The 18616-nt window shown below is 70.1% G+C and carries 10 protein-coding genes; 9 read left to right on the top strand and 1 reads right to left on the bottom strand.

The annotated features are described in order from the left end of the window. The first annotated feature begins 198 nt into the window (after positions 1-198). From AB0J64_RS36865 to AB0J64_RS36830, 8 genes are all read left to right on the top strand, one after another. The gene (locus AB0J64_RS36865) at positions 199-1680 is read left to right on the top strand and encodes an FAD-dependent monooxygenase (protein ID WP_364037840.1); all 1482 of its coding nucleotides are present in this window, start codon (positions 199-201) and stop codon (positions 1678-1680) included. After that, the gene (locus AB0J64_RS36860; RefSeq protein ID WP_364037837.1) at positions 1677-2645 is read left to right on the top strand and encodes a zinc-binding dehydrogenase; all 969 of its coding nucleotides are present in this window, start codon (positions 1677-1679) and stop codon (positions 2643-2645) included. Before AB0J64_RS36865 ends, AB0J64_RS36860 begins: the two co-directional genes overlap by 4 nt. A 131-nt stretch (positions 2646-2776) precedes the next feature. Continuing rightward, entirely contained in the window at positions 2777-3394 is a 618-nt protein-coding gene (locus AB0J64_RS36855) for a TetR/AcrR family transcriptional regulator (RefSeq protein ID WP_364037834.1), read from the top strand. Then, entirely contained in the window at positions 3391-4836 is a 1446-nt protein-coding gene (locus AB0J64_RS36850; protein WP_364037831.1) for an FAD-dependent monooxygenase, read from the top strand. Before AB0J64_RS36855 ends, AB0J64_RS36850 begins: the two co-directional genes overlap by 4 nt. Positions 4837-4976: 140 nt before the next feature. Then, complete coding sequence (locus tag AB0J64_RS36845) at positions 4977-5666, top strand: enoyl-CoA hydratase/isomerase family protein (protein ID WP_364037828.1); 690 nt, start codon at positions 4977-4979, stop codon at positions 5664-5666. Positions 5667-5827: 161 nt separating this feature from the next. Further along, positions 5828-10096 (top strand): LamG domain-containing protein, encoded by a 4269-nt coding sequence (locus tag AB0J64_RS36840; protein WP_364037825.1) that lies wholly within the window; start codon positions 5828-5830, stop codon positions 10094-10096. A gap of 10 nt (positions 10097-10106) precedes the next feature. Continuing rightward, on the top strand, positions 10107-16823 hold the full coding sequence (locus AB0J64_RS36835) for a polymorphic toxin-type HINT domain-containing protein (RefSeq protein ID WP_364037822.1): 6717 nt from the start codon (positions 10107-10109) through the stop codon (positions 16821-16823). Between the two features lie 26 nt (positions 16824-16849). Further along, entirely contained in the window at positions 16850-17194 is a 345-nt protein-coding gene (locus AB0J64_RS36830) for a hypothetical protein (RefSeq protein WP_364037819.1), read from the top strand. A 266-nt stretch (positions 17195-17460) separates the two neighbouring features. Here the strand turns inward: AB0J64_RS36830 and AB0J64_RS36825 are convergent, their stop codons facing one another. Further along, positions 17461-17910, bottom strand: a complete 450-nt coding sequence (locus AB0J64_RS36825) for a hypothetical protein (protein ID WP_364037816.1) — start codon at positions 17908-17910, stop codon at positions 17461-17463. A gap of 189 nt (positions 17911-18099) precedes the next feature. Here AB0J64_RS36825 and AB0J64_RS36820 point away from each other — a divergent pair, with 189 nt between their 5' ends. Then, positions 18100-18597, top strand: coding sequence for a hypothetical protein (locus tag AB0J64_RS36820; protein ID WP_364037813.1), 498 nt, complete (start codon positions 18100-18102; stop codon positions 18595-18597). The last annotated feature ends 19 nt before the right edge of the window (positions 18598-18616 follow it).

The following is an 18616-nucleotide window of genomic DNA, read 5'->3' as shown; positions in this document are numbered from 1 at the left end:
CCGTCCCGAGCAGGCTAGCCACGGCCGGTCGCCGCCGAATCCGTCGGGCGACCGGTGTATCCGTCAATTGACTGGTTGTGGCCGGGGAGCGGGCGGAAGGGGGCGGGCGCGGCGTAGCATCCGAACCGTCCCGTTCGGTTCGGTTCGAGGGGAGTAGTCAATGCGACGCAGGTGCCAGGACGACGCGGGGGGACGAGCGTGGAGGTGTTGATCGTCGGCGCCGGGCCGACCGGGCTCACCATGGCGATCGAGCTGGCCAGGCGCGACGTCGGCGTACGCGTCATCGACGCCGCTCCGGCGCCGATGACCGAGACCAGGGCACTGGGAGTCCAGCCGAGAACGCTGGAGCTGTTCGAGCGCCTGGAGGTGACGGAGGCGGCGCTCGCCCAGGGCGTCCGGGTGGCCGACTTCCGCATCTACAGCGAGAACAGGCAACTTCTCGACATGAGCCTGCGCCGGCTGGACACGCCCCACCCGTACCTGCTGATGGCGCCGCAACCCAAGGTCGAGGCGGTCCTGACCCGCAAGCTCCTGGACTGCGGCGTCAAGGTGGAGCGCGAGGTCGAGCTGACCGCTCTGTCGCAGCGGTTCGGCGAGGTCGAGGTCGAGGCGGAGCTGCTGCACGGCGACGGTACGAAGGAGCAGGTCCGTGCCCCGTGGCTGATCGGCTGCGACGGCGCGCACAGCACGGTACGCCACCTGCTCGGCGTGCCGTTCATGGGCGAGGCGTTCGAGGAGAACTTCGCCGTGGCGGACGGCCGGCTGGACTGGTCGGCGCCCTACGACATCTTCCACACCTTCCTCGACAGGGGCTGGTTCGTGGCCTACTTCCCGATGCCCGGGGGCCTGCACCGCATCACGATCGCCTACCCGCCGGGCCACGTGGTGGAGGGCGAGGTGACGTTCGAGGAGGTCCAGGCCGCCGTGGCCAGGTGCTCCCCGCCGGGTAGCCGCCTGGTGGAGCTCGTTCACTCGGGACGCTTCCGCATCAACCAGCGCAAGGTCGCACGCCATTCGGTCGGCCGCGTCTTCCTCGCCGGCGACGCCGCCCACGTGCACTCCGTCGTCGGCGGGCAGGGCATGAACACCGGCATCCAGGACGCCTTCAACCTCGGCTGGAAGCTCGCCGCCGTCGTCCAGGGGCGAGCACCCGCGACCCTGCTGGACACCTATGCCGAGGAGCGTTCGCCGGTCGCGGCGCGCCTGGTGAAGGGGACGCGCCGGGCGACCCGCATGACGCTGCTGCGCAGCCCCATCGCGACGGCCCTGCGGCGCAACGTGGCGCCGCGCCTCACCCGGCTGCCCGCCGTGCAGAAGGTCCTGTCGCGGTCTCTGACCCAGCTCGACGTGTCCTATCGCGACGGCTCGGGCGGCGGAGGCGACGACGGCCGGCTCCTCGTCGGCGACCGCTTCCCCGAGATCGGCCTGCAGCACCCGTGGAAGCACACGCTGCTGGTCTTCGGCGTGGAGCCGCCCGCGCTGCGGGATGTGCTCGCCGACCTCGCCGACCTGATCGACGTCCGGCTCGTCTCGGACGCCCGGGTCCGGGAGCGCTGCGGGATCGAGCGCGACGGGCTCGTCCTGGTCCGCCCTGACGGCTACCTGGCCGTGCTCGGCGGCGACGTCCACGACCTTTCCAGCTATCTCACCACGACATTCGGATCACGGAGTAACACATGAGAGCCATCCAGATGCACGCGGTCGGCGGCCCGGAAGTGCTGCGCCTGGACGAGATCGACGTCCCCATGCCCGGGGCCGGTCAGGTCCTGCTGAAGGTGGAGGCCGCCGGCGTGACCTACGGCGACGTCATGAAACGCCAGGGCGGATTCGGGCCCGGCCTGCCTCTTCCCGCGGGCCTGGGGCTCGTCGCGGCGGGACGGATCGCCGCGGCCGGCGCCGATGTGAGCGCGCCCGCCCAGGGCTCCCGCGTGATGGCGTGGGTGGAGCACGGCTACGCCGAGTACGCCCTGGCCTCCGCTTCGGCGGTCGTCCCGCTGCCGGACGCGGTCGACGTGCGTGAGGCGACCGCCCTGCCGGTGCAGGGCGTGACGGCCTACCAGACCCTGCATGACGCTGCTCGGCTGCAGCCCGGGGAGTCCGTACTCGTCCACGCCGCGGCGGGAGGGGTGGGCAACCTGGCGGTGCAGTTCGCCCGGTTGCACGGTGCGGGCACGGTCATCGGCACCGCCAGCCGGCCCGGCAAGCTCGGGCACATCCGCGGTCTCGGTGCCGTCGCCGTCGACTACACCGATGAGAAGTGGCCGCAGCAGGTGCTCGACGCCACGGACGGCAAGGGGGTCGACGTGGTGCTCGACTCCGTGGGGGGCGACATCGCCGCGCGCAGCCTGGAGTGCCTGGCGCCGTTCGGGCGGCTGGTGAGCTTCGGGGCCGCCAGCGGCTCTCCGGCAGCCGTCGCGGGCATGTCCTTGATGTTCAACAACCAGTCGATCATCGGTTACGGGCTCCCGGGGCAGATGCAGAAGCCCGGCCGCCTGGCGGAGGTCGTTCAGGAGCTGGTGCGGCTTCTGGCCGGCGGTGAGCTCGCTGTCACGATAGGGCAGGAGCTCTCCCTGGAGGAGGCCGAGCAGGCGCACCGCGCCATCGCCGGCCGTGAGGTGGTCGGGGCGACGGTGCTGCTGCCCTGAAAGGGGCACGGCGAAGCGTACGGGCGCCTTGATCGGGGCGGTGCCCGCACGCCGGCCCGGTGAGCCTTGAAGGCGTCGGCGGGGCCCCATACGCTCGAACCGTACCGTTCGGTTCGACAAGGAGGTGTCAGGTGGAACGTCATGACGTGAAGGTCGCGCAGATCCGGGCCGCGGCGAAGACGTTGTTCCTGCGTCACGGGTTCGCCAATGTCAGCACGGCGGCCCTGGCGAAGGAGGCGGGCGTGTCGAAGGAGACCCTGTACACGCGGTATCCGAGCAAGGAGGCCGTGCTGGCGGACGTCCTGGAGCGCCTGATCACCACGAACGAGGAACCCCGTGTCGCGGCCACGACCGTGACCTCCAGGGCCGGCCTGGAGCGCGAGCTGCGCGATCTCGCGCACAAGCTCCTGGCGGGGCTCATGGACCGGGAGTACATGGAGCTGGCGCGCATCGTCATCGCCGAGACGCCGAGGCTGCCGCACGTCGGAGAGACCTTCAGGGCCGCCGTCCCCGACCGGGCGCTGGCGGTGGTGAGACGGCTACTGGCGGCCGCGCGGGACGCCGGCGTGATCGAGGACATGGACGTGCGCAACGCGGCCCTTCTGTTCGTGGCACCGCTGGTGATCCACGCGCTGACGCAGGTTCTTCTCGTCGCCCCCGGGACGGACCAGCCCGTGGAGGCCCTCGACGTCGACTCGTGCGTGTCCCTGTTCCTCAGGATGATCGTCTTCAAGGAGGAGACCACATGAACGCGGAGGTCATCGTCGTCGGAGCCGGGCCGGTCGGGCTGCTGCTCGCCGGAGACCTGGCCAGGGCGGGAATCCGGGTGACGCTGGTCGAGCGGCGCACGGAGGAGTCGCCGCTGTCGCGGGCGTTCGCGGTGCAGACGCGGACGACGGAGGTGCTGGACATGCGCGGCCTGGCCGAGCAGGCCCTCGCCGGCGGGAGCACGGTTCCGGGACTGATGGTCTGGGACCAGGTCATGGTGGGGATGGCGGAGCTGCCGAGCCGGTATCCGTACATGCTGATCACGCCCCAGTACGAGATCGAACGGATGCTCATGAAGCGGGCCCTGGACACCGGCGCCGAGCTGCTGGCCGGGCACGAGGTCACCGGCCTGCGGCAGAGCGCTGACGACGTGAGCGTGCACGTGCGCACGTCCGACGGGCAGGAGCGCACCCTGAACGCGCTCTACGTGGTGGGCGCCGACGGCCGGTACAGCGTCGTCCGCGACGCGGCCGGCCTCGCCTTCCCCGGCCATGACGTGGCCCGGTCGATGATGCTCGCCGACGTCCGGCTGACCGAGCCGCCCAAGGACGTCCTGTCGGTCAACGGCGTGCGCGAGGGGTTCGTCTTCATCGGCCCGTTCGGCGACGGCTGGTACCGCGTCATCGGCCGCAACCACCTCAACGGCGACCTGCCCGCCGAGGCGCCGGTCGATCTGGAGGAGCTGAAGTGGCTGACCCGCAAGGCGTACGGCACCGACTTCGGCATGCACAGCCCTCGCTGGCTGTCGCGCTTCCACAGCGAGGAGCGGCAGGCGACGCACTACCGGAACGGGCGGGTGTTCATCGTGGGCGACGCCGCCCACGTGCACGCGCCCGCCGGCGGCCAGGGCATGAACACCGGCCTTCAGGACGCGGCCAACCTGAGCTGGAAACTCGTGGCCGCGGTCCGCGGCTGGGCCAGGCCCGGGCTGCTGGACACCTACGAGAACGAGCGCCACCCGGTGGGCGCGACCGTCCTGCGCACCAGCGGGATCTTCACCCGGCTCGCGCTGCTGCGCTCGCCCGTGCTGCGGGCGGTCCGCAACCAGGTCAGCGGCGCCGCCATGCGGGTCAGGCCGATCCGCAGGGCCGTGGCGCTCAACATGCTGTCCGGCCTCGCCCACCGCTACGCCGCGCCGGAGGGCGCCCATCCGTGGGTGGGCAGGCGCGTGCCCGACTTCGCACTCCACGGAGAGAAGCCCGGCAGGCTGTACGAGGCGCTGCGCGGCGGCAGGTTCGTGCTCAGCACCACGCGGGTGCCGCCGCCCGGCTGGAGCGACCGGGTGGACCACGTCGTTCCCGCCGACCTGGGAAGGCGCGACCTGCTCATCAGGCCCGACGGCCATCTCGCCTGGGCCGGCGACGGAGATCTGGCCCGGCCGCTGGCCGAATGGTGCGGCCCCGCCTCCGAGTTGACCGGGTGACCAGTCACGCGACAGATGCGTGCCGGTTCTCCTGAGCCCACGATGGCGTTATAAAAGCGGCGTTGTGAGGAGCGGTCATGCCCGTGCTCGATCGACAGGACGATGTCTTCATTCTCGATATCCGAGATAACGAGGACTGCATGAACCTCGCCTGGATCGACGCCGTGCACGACCTGCTCGACGAAATAGAGATGTGCGACGGGCCGAGATCTCTTGTGACGCTCACGGAGAACAAATTCTTTTCGAGCGGGCCACTCTCGGATGGCACGACGCACGGGACCGGGCACGCGTACGTGGTGGCCGTTCAGGGACTGCTCGCCCGCATGCTGACCTTCCCCGTGGTCACCGTCGCGGCCCTGCAGGGGCACACGTTCGCGGCCGGCGCCATGTTCGCGCTGGCCCACGACTTCCGGGTGATGCGTCGCGACCGGGGCTCGTGGTGGCTGCCCCAGACCGAGGCCGGCCTGCCTTTCACCGCGGGGTTGTCCGCGCTGGTCAGGGCACGGCTGACCGCTCAGGTCGCGCACGAGGCCGTCGTCACCGCCCGCCGCTTCGACGGTTACGACGCCCTCGCCGCCGAGATCGTGGACCGCATCGTGGACGTGGACACGATTCGCGGGCTCGCCGTGAACATGGCCCGCGACCACAACCACAGGGCGGGTCCCGCGCTGGGCGAGATCAAGGCCCGCATGTACGCGCCCGTCGTGGAAGCCCTGCGACTCTGTTCCTCCGGCACACGGGAAGCGCCGGCCGGTCCCGCACCGGCGATGACCTGGCGGACGAAAACCGACCGATGCGCCGCCTCCCATCTTTTCCGCGAACCACGCTGATGTGATCGCCCCCTCTTTCGCCGGGCTCCGGTAAGCCCGGCGCCGGTAAGCCGGGCTCCGGTAAGCCGGGCGCCGCTTTTCCCGGGACGGCCGGGCGTTCGGCATCTTGTTCCGCCGTGTGCCGCCGCCGCGGCTGGATTTCATGAGACGAGGAAATATCAGTGGACCTCACACGTCTGGCTTCCGGAGTTTTATCCCTCGCCACCGTCGCCGCGATCATCGCATTACCCGCTGAACCACTCCCCGCCCGCGCGTCCACCACAGTGCCCACCACAGTGCCCACCGCAGCGGCCGCCCCGGCCGAGGCGAGCGAGGAAGAGGCCGCCGCCAAGGCCGCGCGGCTCGGCGCCCCCGTGGAGGTGGCCGCGCTGCGCGGCGAGCGTACCGACGTCTTCGCGACCCCGGACGGCAGCCTGGAGGCCCGCGAGTACCTGCGCCCGATCCGTACCAGGATCTCCGGCACGTGGACGCCGATCGACACGACCCTCGCCACGACCGGCGACGGCATGGTGGCGCCCAAGGCCGCCACGGTCGGGCTCGGCTTCTCCGGCGGCGGCGACAAGCCCCTCGTGCGGATCACCCAGGCGGGCCGCACCCTGGCGCTCTCGTGGCCGGGCCCGCTGCCCGCGCCGCGCCTGGAGGGCGACACCGCGACCTACCCGGACGTCCTGCCCGGCGTGGACCTGCGGATGAAGGCCCAGGAGGACGGCTACAGCCAGGTGCTGGTGGTCAAGTCGGCCGCTGCCGCAGCCGACGCCCGGCTGGCCGGCCTGCGCCTCGGCCTGGCCGCCGACGGCATGACCGTCAAGGAGACGGAGGCGGGCGGGCTGTCCGTGACCGACAACGGCTCGGGCGGCGTGGTGTTCGAGGCGGCGCAGCCGCTGATGTGGGACTCCAGCGGCGGCTCCGGCCAGACCCTGCGTACGGCGGGCGAGCCGGGTCCCGGCCAGACGGGCAAGCTGGCGGCCGTTGACGTGGACGTGCCGGCCGGCGGCGGCGAGCTGACCCTGAAACCCGACCTGGGCGTGCTGCGCGGCCAGGACACGGTGTATCCGGTGTTCATCGACCCGCAGGTGTACACGCCGAAGGCGACCGCTTGGACGATGGCCTCGAAGTACTGGGCCAACAGCCCGCAGTGGAGGTTCAACGAGAAATCGGACGAGGGCCTGGGCTACTGCGGCTGGGCCTACTGCAAGCCGTACGACACCAAACGCCTGTTCTACCGCCTGCCGACCTCCAAGTTCGCGGGCAAGACGATCTTGGAGGCGGAGTTCGTCGTACGCAACATCTGGTCGGCCTCCTGCACCGAGAAGCGCGAGGTGCAGGTGTGGCGGACCAAGAACATCTCCTCCTCCACCACGTGGAAGGTGCAGGAGCCGTCGAGTTTCTGGCTCGACAAGCTCGACGCCGACACCTTCGCCCACGGCTATGACGGCTGCGCCGCCAAGGACGCCGAGTTCGACGTCAAGCCCGCCGTGCAACTGGCCGCCAAGAACAACTGGTCGACCCTGACGTTCGGTATGCAGGCCACCGACGAGGAGGACCCGTACGGCTGGAAGCGCTTCACCGACGACGCCTACCTGCGCGTCAGGTACAACCGGCCGCCGCCGCAGCTCAAGATGTCGCAGCTCAGCATGGAGTACGGCGGCATCTGCAAGCGCCCGCCGGACGCCCCGTACGTGCGCACCCTCGGCAAGATCCACGCCAACCACGTCACCGACCCCGACGGCGACCGCATCAGGCTGGAGTTCAAAGCCGAGTGGGAGGGCGGGTCCTGGGCGCCGAAGGACCGGCTGACGCCGGCCAAGGCGTCCGGGTCCGAATTCTCCATCCCCCTGCCGTCAACGCTCCCGAAGAACGTGCCGATCCACTGGTTCGCCCGCGTCTATGACGGTGCGCGGTACTCGCCGTGGTCCCACGAGGGCAGCCCGACGTCCTGCTACTTCACCTACGACCCCACCGCCCCGCCGGCGCCGACCGTCACCTCGCCGGAGTACCCGGCCTTTGACTCCGAGGACCCCAACGCCCCCTGGTACGACGGGATGGGCCAGTACGGCAGGTTCACCCTCAAGAGCGGCGACGACGGCGTGGTCAAGTATTGGTGGGGCCTGAACGTCGACGCCTCCTCCGACCACGCGGTCGCCACCACTGACGGCGCCGACAAGACGATCAAGCTGCTGCCGGCGAGGATCGGCCTGAACACGCTCTACGTGCGCTCCTTCGACGCGGCAGGCAACGCCTCGGCCCCGTACAGCTACCGCTTCAGGGTCCGGTCCGGCCAGCAGGAACGCGCCGCGTGGCAACTGGACGAGAACGCCGGCGCCACGCAGGCGGCATCCGGCGGCGCCGAATGGCCCGCCGCGCTGCAGGGCGGGCTGACACCGGGTGGCGAGGGCGTCGCGGGCGCGGGCGGCCTGCACCTGGATGGCGTGGACGACCACGCCGTCACCGAGGCGCCCGCGCTGGACACGGCCAAGAGCTTCTCGGTGTCGCTGTGGGCGCGGCTGCCGGCCGGCCGGGCTCCCACCGCGGTGACGGCGATCTCGCAGGCGGGCGTCAACACCAGCGGCTTCGAGCTGACCTACCTGGGCGACCGCTGGACGTTCATGACGCACGCCTCCGACGTGGCGGCGGCCGCGGAGGTGAAGGCCGCGCAGCCGCCCTGCCCGTCCGGCGACACGGCGTGCGCGGCCTCCAGGCTCGGGACCTGGACACACCTGGTGGGCGTGTTCGACAACGCCGAACAGCAGCTCAGGCTGTACGTGAACGGCGTGCTCGCCGGACAGGCCATCCACGACCGGCCCTGGGACGCCCGCGGCAGGACCGTCCTGGGCGCGGCGGGCATGCGCAACGACTGGATCAGGAACTTCTTCGCCGGAGACCTGGACGAGATCCAGCTCTTCGACTACCAGCTTCCCGGCGACCAGATCCAGCGCCTGGCGGCCAGGCAGCCGGTCTCCACGAACCGCCCCGCCGAGCTCGTCTGGAACCTCGACGAGAGCGCCGACCAGGCGCACGTGACCGGCCGGCCCCAGCAGGCCGGCGCAGCACTGCGCGGCGGCGCCCGCGCGGGCGTGCTCGGGGTGAGCGGTCAGGCACTGGAGCTGGACGGCACCGACGACTACGCGGCCGCCGGCCGCCCCATGGTGGACACCGCGCAGAGCTTCACCGTCTCGGCCTGGGCGTGGCTGCCGCCTGATAAGGCGGCCAGGAACATGTCGGTGATCGGCCAGGCGGGCGTCAATCACCGAGGTTTCGAGCTGTACCACTCCTCGGCGTCCGGCTGGGTGTTCATGCGGGCCGACTCCGACAGCTCCGCCGCGACCCCGATCCGCGCCGTGCAGGACCCGTGCGGCGACGGCACCGTCAAGTGCGTGGGCGCCGGGCTCGGCGAGTGGTCGCATCTGGTGGGCGTGTACGACAAGGACGCCGCCGTCATCCAGCTCTACGTCAACGGCAAGCTCAGGGCCACCCGCCCCTTCACCACGCCGTGGTACGCCGGCGGCGAGCTCACCATGGGCGCGGCGGGCCCGGTGGGCGGCTCGGCCGCCCCGGTGAGCTTCCTGCGCGGCAGGCTGGACGACCTGCGTCTCTACGACCGGGTGCTGTCCGCCGGCGAGGTCGGCCAGCTGTTCAGGCAACTCCCCGTGGTCACCGCCCGCTGGAAGCTCATGACGGCCACCGGGACGGTCACCCGGGACGACACCGAGCCGCGCAACGACCTCACCCTGATGAACGGCGCCACCGTGGCCCCCGGCTTCATCGACGGGCAGCTCACGCTCAACGGCTCGAACCAGTACGCGGTGACCGCCGCGACCCCGGTGGACACCAGCGGCAGCTTCACGGTCGCCCTGTGGGCCAAGGCGTCGTCGTTCCCCGAGGAGCAGAGCACCGTGCTCACCGTGCCCGGCGCCAAGCAGAGCGCGATCACCGTACGGTATCTGCCGCCACCTCCCCCTGCCGACCCCGACGACCCCGACGAGCCGCCCACCGACCCGGGCCGGTGGCAGGTCACCATGGCCGACGCCGACACCGACGGCGCGCTCGTCGCCGAGGCCGAGCACGGCCAGTTCTACGGCCCCACCGATCCGACCCACCTGGCGGTCGTCTACGACGCCTTCGCCAACGAGCTCACCCTGTACGTGGACGGCGAGGCGCAGGGCGTGGGATGCGCCGACGACGATGACGACGGCGAGCAGGACGATCCGGCCTGCGAGCCGCGCATCTCCTGGACCGACAACACCCGCGCCTTCAAGGCCACCCAGCCCATGCAGCTCGGCCGCTCCAGGACCGGCGCGTCCACCTGGGGCGAGTACTGGTACGGCGTGATCTCCGACGTGTGGGCCTTCCAGGGCGCGCTGACCGAGCTGCAGATCGCGCACCTGGCGGTCGGCCAGCCCGGCATCCCCTCGCAAGTCCCCGGTAGCTGAAAGGTTCGCCATGAACAACCTCCGATGGTGGCGGCGCCTCTCACCGGCTCTGGCCGTGATCGTGGCGAGCGGGCTGCTGCAGGTGCTGCCGTTCACCCCGCAGGTCGCCGCCCAGGACGGCCCTCCACGGCGGGACGAACCGGTGCCGGGCGCGCTTGCCCAGGCCAGGCCACGGCCCGTGGAGAAGCTGCCCGCCCAGCGGAAACCGGCCGCGACCTGGCCGGCCGCGGGCGTGTCCGCCGATGCCGGCGTCGAGGTACGGCTGCTCGGCCGCGACAACGCCCGCGCCGCGGGGGCGTCCGGTCCGGTGTTCACCCTCGTGGCCGGGGCCGGGCTCAGGGAGCCTGTCACGCGGGCGGCGCTCGACTACGCGGGCTTCGCCGAGCTGTACGGCGGCGCGTACGCCTCCCGTCTGACGCTGGCCGAGCTGCCCGCCTGCGCTCTCACCACTCCGGCCAAGCCGGAATGCCGGGTGAAAACGCCCGTCAAGACGGTCAACGACGTCGAGAAGCACACACTCACCGCGCCCGAGGTGCCCATGCGGGCCGGCGCGCCCACCGTGCTGGCCGCGGTCTCCGCCGCCGCCGGCGACAAGGGCGACTACACGGCGAGCCCCCTGTCGCCCTCGTCCACCTGGGCGACCGACCTGAACACCGGCGACTTCGGCTGGAGCTACCCCATCGGCGTGCCGGACGTGCCCGGCGGGCTGACCCCCGACCTGAAGTTGTCCTACTCCTCCGGCGGGATCGACGGCCGTACCTCCAGCACCAACAACCAGTCGTCCTGGATAGGCGACGGCTTCGACCTGTCGCCCGGCTACATCGAGCGCCGCTACAAGTCGTGCTCCGAGGACGGGGTGAAGAACGCCGACGGCTTCAAGATCGGCGACCTGTGCTGGGCGTACGACAACGCGTTCATCTCCTTCGACGGCAAGGGCGGCGAGCTCGTCCCCGACGGCAAGGACACCTGGAGGTTCCGCGGCGACGACGGCAGCAAAATCCAGCGGATCTACGGCGGCACGGGCGACGTGCGCGACAACGGCGCCAGGAAGGACGAGTACTGGAAGCTGACGACCCCCGACGGCGTCCAGTACTACTTCGGCTACAACCGGCTGCCCGGCTGGAGCAGCGGCAAGACGACCACCGGGTCCACCTGGACGGTGCCGGTGTTCGGCGACGACGCCGGCGAGGACTGCCACGCCGACAAGATCAGCGACTCGTGGTGCAGGCAGGGCTGGCGGTGGAACCTCGACTACGTCGTGGACCCGCACGGCAACGCCATGGCCTACTACTACGAGCAGGAGCCCAACTCCTACGGCCGCTTCCTGGAGGAGAAGAACAACACCCGGTACGTGCGCGGCGGCGTGCTGAAGTCCATCGAGTACGGGCTGCGCAAGAACACGATCTACACCACCGCCGCGCTCGCCAAGGTGAACTTCACCAGCGGCGAGCGCTGCCTGCCCGGCTCCACGTGCACCTCGATCGACCAGGACGCCTTCGGCTGGTACGACACCCCATGGGACCTGAACTGCGACGACGGCGAGGACTGCGACGAGGGCCGGCTGTCGCCGTCGTTCTTCACCCGCAAGCGCCTGACCGCCATCACCACCGAGATCGGCGGCAAGCAGGCGGACTCGTGGGCCTTCACCCACCGCTGGGGCATGTCCGACACCGACTACCAGCTCCTGCTGACCTCCGTGCAGCGCTCCGGGCACACCGCCACCCCCGCGATCACCCTGCCGAAGACCGTGTTCACCTACACGCAGATGGACAACCGGCTGGACAAGACCGGCGACGGTTACGCGCCGTTCATCAAGGAGCGGCTGAGCACGATCTCGGACGAGGCCGGCGGCCAGGTGGACGTCACCTACTCCGAGCCCGAGTGCGGCTGGAACAAGCTGCCCGTCCCGCAGACCAACACCACCCGCTGCTTCCCGCAGTACATCGGCGGCAGCTCCACCGACGACCCCGAGCTGAGCTGGTTCAACAAGTACGTGGTCGAGAAGGTGGTCTCGACCGACCGCACGGGCGGGGCCGCCGACCAGGTCACCTCCTACGCCTACAAGGACGGCGCGGCCTGGCACTACGACGATGACGACGGCCTGACCAAGGAGAAGTTCAAGACCTGGTCGCAGTGGCGCGGCTACGGGCACGTCCAGGTGCGTACCGGCGGCGCGGACGGCGTGATGAAGACGCAGGCCGACTCCTACTTCCTGCGCGGCATGGACGGCGACAGGAAGGGCCGCGACTCCGGCGACGGCACCAAGTCCGTCGAGGTGAAGCTGGAGACCGGGGAAGGGGACCCGATCACCGACCACGAGTCGGCCGCCGGGTTCGCGTACAAGAGCGTCACCTACTCGGGCCCGGACGGCGCGGTGCTGGCCAAGAAGGTGACCAGGCCGTGGCACCGCGAGACCGCGAAGAAGGAGCGGGACTGGGGGACGATCACCGCCAACTTCACCGGCACCGCCGGCTCGAAGTCCTGGACCTCACTCGACGGCGGCAAGGGCGACAAGTGGCGCACCACCTCCGTCGCCAACACCTACGACACCGTCGCGGGCCGTCTGACCAGCGTGAACGACCTCGGCGACGACTCCACGGCCGCCGACGACACGTGCACGCGCACGACGTACGCCGCCGACAGCGGCCTGCTGATGCTGCCCGCACGGGTCGAGACGGTCGCCAAGGCCTGCGGCACCACCCCTGCCCGGCCGGACGACGTCATCACCGACATCAGGTCCGCCTACGACGGCGGCGCGTACGGCGCCGCCCCGTCCAAGGGCGACCCGACCGCGACCGCCGTGCTGCAGAAGTACTCCGGCACGACCGCCGTCTACCTGGAGTCCGGCTCGGCCTACGACGGCTACGGGCGGGTGACGTCCAGCACCGACCTGACCGCCGACGTCAAGGTCACCAGCGGCGGGACGGTGACCAGGACCGCGCGCACCGACGGCCGCACCACGACCACCCAGCGGGCCCCGGCGACCGGCCTGGCGACCACCCTGACGACGACCACCCCCCGGGCCAGGCCGGACGACCCGGCCAGCACCCAGGTCACCGTCACCACCTTCAACCCGGCCCGCGGGCTGCCGGCCCGCGTCGTGGACACCAACGGCAACGCCACGAACCTCGCCTACGACGCGCTCGGCCGCACGAGCAAGGTCTGGCTCCCGGACCGGCTCACCGGGCAGACCCCGACGTACGAGTTCACCTACTCCATCACCGGCGACCGGGCCGCCGCCGTCGGCACGAAGACCATCGGCAACCAGGGCGAGCAGCTGACCTCGTACACGCTGTTCGACGGCTTCCTGCGCCCCCGCCAGACCCAGAGCCCGGGCCCCGAGGGCGGGCTGCTGATCTCCGACACCCTCTACGACGAGCGCGGCCTGATCGACGTCGAGTTCGCCACCTACTACACCAAGGACGGCAAAGCCGGACAGCTCTTCAAACCGGCGAACGCCCTGACCCTCGAATCGCAGTTCCACCACGTCTACGACGGGCTCGGCCGCGAGACCGAGGTCAAGCAGATCGCGGGCAACAGCGGCGGCGGGCAGGTGCTGTCCACCACCAGGACCGTCTACGGCGGCGACCGCGTCACCGTCATCCCGCCCCAGGGCGGCACCGCCACCACCACGGTCACCGACGCCCGCGGCCAGACCGTCGAGCTGCACCAGCACCACCAGCGCGAGGCCGGCGCCGCCGCCGACGTCACCACCTTCGCCTACACCCCCGCCGGCAAGCTGGAGAAGGTCAAGGACCCGGCCGGCAACACCTGGACCTACACCTACGACCTGCTCGGCCGGCTGACCGACGCCAAGGACCCCGACCAGGGTGCGAGCCACAACGACTACGACGACCGCGGCCTGCTGACGCTCTCCACCGACGCGCGCGGCTCGCTCGCCTCCGTCTACGACGGGCTCGGCCGCAGGACCCAGCTCCGCGCCGGCTCGGCCACCGGGGAGCTGCGCGCCGAGTGGACGTACGACACGGTCAAGGAAGGCCGGCTGTCGGAGTCCACCCGGCATGCCTCGGGCAGGACCTACACCTCGCGGGTGACCGAGTACGACCGGCTCTACCGGCCGGTGACGACCGAGGTCGCCATCGACGCCGCCGAGGGCGCGCTGGCCGGAACCTACCGGGCCAGGACCTCCTACAAGGTGTCCGGCCTGCTGGAGGGCACCGGCTACCCGGCGGCGGGCTCGCTGCCCGCCGCGACCGTGGCCTACGCCTACGAGGACGTCACCCTGCGGCCGACCACCGTCAACGCCTTCGGCGTCACCGGGACGACGGGCTACTCCTACACCGGCAAGCCGCTGACGTACAGGATGTCGGTCACCGACGGGAAGCTGACCGAGGTCGCCAACGCCTACGAGTACGGCACGCAGCGGCTCGCCTCCACCACGGTGCACCGCCAGGACATGCCGGGCGCCGACCAGTCCTCGACTTTCCGCTACGACCAGGCCGGCAACGTCCTGTCGGTGTCGGACGTGTCCGCCCCCGGAAACGACACGCAGTGCTTCACCTACGACCACCTGCGCCGCCTGACCGAGGCCTGGGCCCAGGCCACCACCTCCTGCACCGGCACCCCCGCACCCGGCGGGCCCGCCCCGTACTGGCACACCTACGGCTACGACAAGGTCGGCAACCGCGTCACCGAGACCCAGCACGACCCCACCGGCGACACCACCCGCACATACGCCTACCCCGAGGCGGGCAAGCCCCGCCCGCACGCCGTCACCTCCATCACCCCCTCCACCGGAGCGGCACCCGACACCTTCGACTACGACGAGACCGGCAACACGCGCACCCGCGTCGTCGCCGGCAAGGGCCAGACCCTCGACTGGGACGTCGAAGGCCACCTCGCCAAGGTGACCGGCACCGACGGCAAGGTCACCGAGTACGTCTACGACGCCGACGGCAACCGCCTCATCGGCCGCACCCCCACCGAGACCACCCTCTACCTCGGCAGCACCGAGATCACCCTGGCCAAGGGCGCCACCGCGACCCAGGCCACCCGCTACCTCGACCTCGGCGGCGGCCACCAGGCCGTCCAGAAGGACAACGGCTCCGTCTCCTTCACCATCGCCGACCACCACGGCACCGGCAACCTCGCCGTGGACGCCGCGACCCTGAACCTCACCCAGCGCCGCACCCTGCCGTTCGGCGGCCCGCGCGGCACCCCGCTCACCCTGTGGCCGGGCACCAGGGGCTTCGTCGGCGGCATCGACGACACCGCCGCGACCGGCCTGACCCATCTGGAGGCGCGCGAGTACGACCCCGCCATCGGGCGGTTCCTCAGCGTGGACCCGGTCATGGACCTGGCGGAGCCGCAGAAGTACCAGGGCTACGCCTACGCCGGCAACAACCCGCTCACCTTCAGCGACCCGAGCGGCCTGGACTACGGCTGCGTCGACTCCAAGGGCAACACCGGCTCCTGCGAGTACGGTGCGGGCGGGGTGAACAAGAGACCCGACGACAAGAACACCCCGGATGCCCCGCGCGGAAGCGGCGGCGGCATGTACGCCCCGGGCAGCCGCGGCGGTGGTGGCGGTCATAGCAAGCCGCGTTATCGCGTCATGCCCACCCAGGAGTCGGTCGTCATCGAGGGCGTCTATGTCCCCACTCAGGCGGAATTGCAGGCAGTCGCTCCTGAGCTGTACACCAACGACTACGCGACCAACCTGAGCGTATGGGCGTCGGGCCAATGCCTTGATCACGGCAAGCGATTCTGTGAGGCGGCCGCCGAGCTGGGCATCGTCGGAAGCGCCGGCCCGCCCGGCCTGTCCACCGTCCTGGACGTCCTCGGCGTCGCGGATTACATCAAATGCGCCCACGGCTCGGGCTCGTCCTGCTTGTGGGCCAGCCTGGACATCGCCATCACCATCGGCTCCGGTGGTCTGGGCAAGACGGCCAAGACCCTGGGCAAGGCCGCCAAGGTCGGAGCGAAGCGTGGAGACGTCGTCGAAGACGTCGCGAGAGCGTGCAAGAGCAGCTTCGTCCCCGAAACGCACGTGCTGATGGCCGACGGCACGACCAAGCCCATCAAGGACGTCAAGACCGGCGACCTGGTCATCGCGACCGACCCGGAAACCGGCCGCACCGGTCCGGAGCCCGTCACCGGCCTCATCACCTCAGAGGGCGTCAAACGCCTGGTCCAGATCAGCGTGCGCAGCGACGGCGGCGGCGCGCTGATCGCCACCGAGCACCACCCGTTCTGGGTGGACGCGCTGCGTAAGTGGGTCACCGCCGACGCGCTCCAGCCGGGCCAATGGCTGCGGACGTCCGCCGGGACCTATGTGCAGATCACGGCCGTGCAGAAGTGGACGACTGTACAACGGGTCCACAACCTGAGCATCGCCAACCTGCACACCTATTACGTGCTGGCGGGACAGCGGGATATCCTTGTCCATAATTCCAACCCCTGCTGGATACCGGATGGCCGGACCGACCATATCCCCTCAGAATGGGGGAGTGGAAAACCGAACAAGAAGGGCGTCGGAACTCGCTGGCAGGATCCAGAGAATCAGGGGAATGGAGTAAGGATCGATCGAGGGAATCCCGACAACCCTCAGCCCTCTCAACAGGTCGATCATGTTGTGGTCCGGTACAATGGCAGAGTCATCGGCAGGGATGGGAACCCGATCACCGGGTCGATCAAGGATAACTTCGAGAATGCCCATATCCCATTCAGTGAATGGTCCACATGGTCGACCTGGTATAAGCCGTGAATGATGTCAGGTTTCCTGAGGGCCGCATGGAGATCGTCTCCGCGGTGGCGGCCCTCGCCAGCCGTGATCATCAGCGACGTGCCTGGGTGGAGCGCCAGTATCCCCGCGAAGACTACTACGATGATTTCTCGACGAATGTCCACATACTGTACGACGACACGTGTGTCCTGGAGGATCCGTCCGCGGCGATCGGGATATACCTGCGTTCCGAGCAAGAGGCTGCGGCGCTGATGAATCTGGCCGAGATTCTCAATGCCGTATTCGCTGAAATGGGGACCGAGCTGGCGGACGGCGAGTATCTGAGATCGCGTCTCTGGGAATCCGTGATCAGATCGGCAAGAGTGGCACTGGAAGCCTTGCTGGCGGATTAGAACAGGACCGCATCTGCCGAGGTCGTCGATTCAACGCACTGCCTCGTACGTGCCCTGTTCCGCGTGCCCGGCCGCCGATGACGGCCGGGCACACGGCGTGGAAGCGCGGCATGGGGGCGCGGAGGTTCGCCTGCCGTTACCGGCGGCTCAGAGCCCCGGCTGCATGCAGCCGGGCTCCTGGTGCGGGAGTTGCGCGACGTGCTTCAGGCGAAGGACAAGGCGAAACTACTGACACATCAAGCCGGTGCACTCGGCCTCGCAGTCACTTACTCGAACCAGACGGAGCTGGCGTTGTTGCGCCCGAAGGCCGGGAAATCGGCCAGGTCGGTTATCCCGGTCTCGGGCGGGAAACGCAGCCCGGCACCGGCGTAGCCCGGCTTCGCGAACAAGAAGACGTCCCGTTCGCCGTAGTTCCGCGCCGAGTCGGCGCCGTTGTCGATCGAGGTGGTCGTACCCGGCCACCTGTTGTCGGTGAAGTCGGCGTCGTCGCCGTTGTAGGTGGTGGCGGCGCCCTTGTAGCGGACCTTGTTGTAGAGCCAGAACAGGCCGTACGCGGCGGACACGTCGCCGTCGCCCGCGGCGGCCTGAGCCTGCCCGACGATGGGAGCGTCGCTGTCCACGGCAGGGGCGTCAGCGCGGGCCGGCGAGGCCGCGAACGCGACCGAGACCGCCGCGACGGCTGCGGCGCAAGCCGCGAAACGCTTCTTCAAAGGCATGCGTTCTCCTTGGGGGGATGCCTGGGTGCTGTGCGGTCCCCAACGCTAGGAGCGGCGGCGACCGGCCGAATCTGTCACGCGACCGGCGTGATCATCGTTCCCCACCAGTCGCATGACAGATGCCGCCGGATCGCTGTCGCTTCTAGCGTCAACGCCGACAGAGAACCCGATATCCCCAGAGGAGAACGCATGCCGTTGAGGAAGTTTTTCACGGCCTCGGTCATGACCGTGGCCGCGATGTCGATCGCCGGCACACTCACGGCCACGCCCGCCGGTGCCGATCCCGTCCCGGGGCCTAACGGGAACGGCTGGGACCTGCCGGCCGGCGCTTCCGCGAGTTCCGGCGACACGCCTGAGAGCGCCCCGAGTGAGGTCCCGGCCGAGGTTGCCGCGCTTGCCGCCTCGGGCCGGTTCTGGCTCTGGGAGAACCAGGCGTACACCAGCTACGAGAAGTCGTACAGCGGCAGCGACCGCAGCTTCGCGAACGACGAGTGGGACGGCACCAGCATCTCCGTCGACGACGACGCCGAGTCCGCATGCAACTACAGCAACCGGACCGTCGGCCTGTACACCAAGGCCGGTTACGCGGGTGCGTCGTCGGCGTTCCCTACGAACTACTGCGTGCCCGACCTCAACGTCGGCATCGGCCACGGACGCGACACTCCCAGTTCGGTCCTTTTCGTGTAACGGCGAGTGCCTGTCGCGA

Origin of the sequence: Nonomuraea sp. NPDC049695, from assembly GCF_040674955.1 — a bacterium.
Taxonomy (GTDB): domain Bacteria; phylum Actinomycetota; class Actinomycetes; order Streptosporangiales; family Streptosporangiaceae; genus Nonomuraea; species Nonomuraea helvata.
This window is presented reverse-complemented; position numbering and strand designations above follow the sequence as displayed.